We start from the raw sequence: 1452 nt of genomic DNA on the forward strand, positions 1-1452 counted from the left end.
ATTACCTTCAACTATACCACTGCACCCATTAACGCTACCGCCAATGTAGATTACACTAGCAAAACCGGAACTATCACCATTGCACCTAATACTTCCACCGCTACTATTAGCATTCCCATCCTCAATGATAACCTTAATGAAGCCGATGAAGCCTTTACAGTAACCCTGTCAAATCCCGTTAATGCTACCATCAATCCCGAAGGAGGAATAGGAGAAGTTATCATTACTGATACTTGGCAAACCAGTCTCACTCGCACCTTACCCAACAATGTCGAAAACCTCAGACTAATTGGCAGTAATAATATTAATGGTACAGGTAACGCTGGTAACAATAATATCACTGGAAATAGTGGCATTAATCAAATCAATGGAGGTGCGGGAATTGATACTTTAACCGGTGGTTTAGGTGCAGATACCTTCGTCTTCCAATTTGGCCAATCTACCATATCAACAAGCGATCGTATCACAGATTTTGCCATCAATAGTGATAAAATCGACCTATTAACTCAAGGTGGAACTGCCATGAATGCGCCTAGTAGTTTCAGTCGTGCTGCTAATAGCACTGTCACCACTTTACAGAATTTAATTAATCAAGTATTTACTGATGCTAATGGAGCGATTACAGGTAATCAAGGATTAGGGGTTAATAGTGCCGCCTTAGTGCAGGTAACAACCGGTGCAATAGCTGGAACTTACCTCGTTATTAATGATAGCGCGGCTGGCTTCCAATCCAGCAATGATTTATTAATAAATATGACTGGATTTACTGGTACTTTACCAGCTTTAGGGAGCATTCCGGTGGGTAATTTCTTTATCTAAGTTTCTAAGTAGGCGTAGGGGGCGTTAGGCGGCTATCAATTCCGTCAAAAAACCAAAATTAACAAGCCGCCGTAACGCACCACCTCTATCATTAAATTGGTGCGTTACGCTATCGCGCTTCACACCCTACTGGCTGCACAATTGCTTGCTCTACTTGATTGAGGTAATCAGATAAAAGTTTAAGCAGCATGATTTAATATTTGTTCTAATTCTTGACGCAAAGCAAGGTAATGACGATAATCGTTTGCCCATTCTATAAATATTATATCATCTGATAATGTTCCCTGATTGTATTGGTTATAAAAATCTTCGGAATCCATTTTATGTTGGTTCTCATAAACGCTAAGTCGCTTGGCAACAGCAATCAAAGCATCTAAAGATGATGTATATTGAATGGTCTGTTTACGCATTTTTCTTTTACTCCAAAATAGGGTTTGCTGAATAAATTTGAAATGTAGGCAAAGTAAAGGTTTTGGGGCTTTTCTCGCTCCCACAGGTGCAAGATTTTGAGAGAATCGTCGTTCAAAACCTTGCGTCTTCATCGGCCCGCGTCCTGTAGGGGCGAAGCATTCGGACAATAACCTATCGGTGAAAAGGTAGATTTTCTATCCGAATGCTTCGCCCGTACTTATT

The 1452-nt window shown here is 40.6% G+C and carries 2 protein-coding genes; one reads left to right on the forward strand and one right to left on the reverse strand.

The genetic code is table 11. From position 1 onward, the window contains the following. The coding region (locus O9290_RS27350; protein ID WP_288087729.1) for a bluetail domain-containing putative surface protein at positions 1 to 819 on the forward strand (819 nt) is incomplete at its 5' end. Between the two features lie 179 nt (positions 820 to 998). Here the strand turns inward: O9290_RS27350 and tumA are convergent. Continuing rightward, a complete protein-coding gene (gene tumA, locus O9290_RS28365) occupies positions 999 to 1229 on the reverse strand; it encodes an antitoxin TumA (protein ID WP_002771674.1) in 231 nt (76 codons plus the stop codon). Between the last annotated feature and the right edge of the window lie 223 nt (positions 1230 to 1452).

Origin of the sequence: Microcystis sp. LE19-41.2A (genome assembly GCF_027530405.1) — a bacterium.
In the GTDB taxonomy this organism is placed as follows: domain Bacteria; phylum Cyanobacteriota; class Cyanobacteriia; order Cyanobacteriales; family Microcystaceae; genus Microcystis; species Microcystis aeruginosa.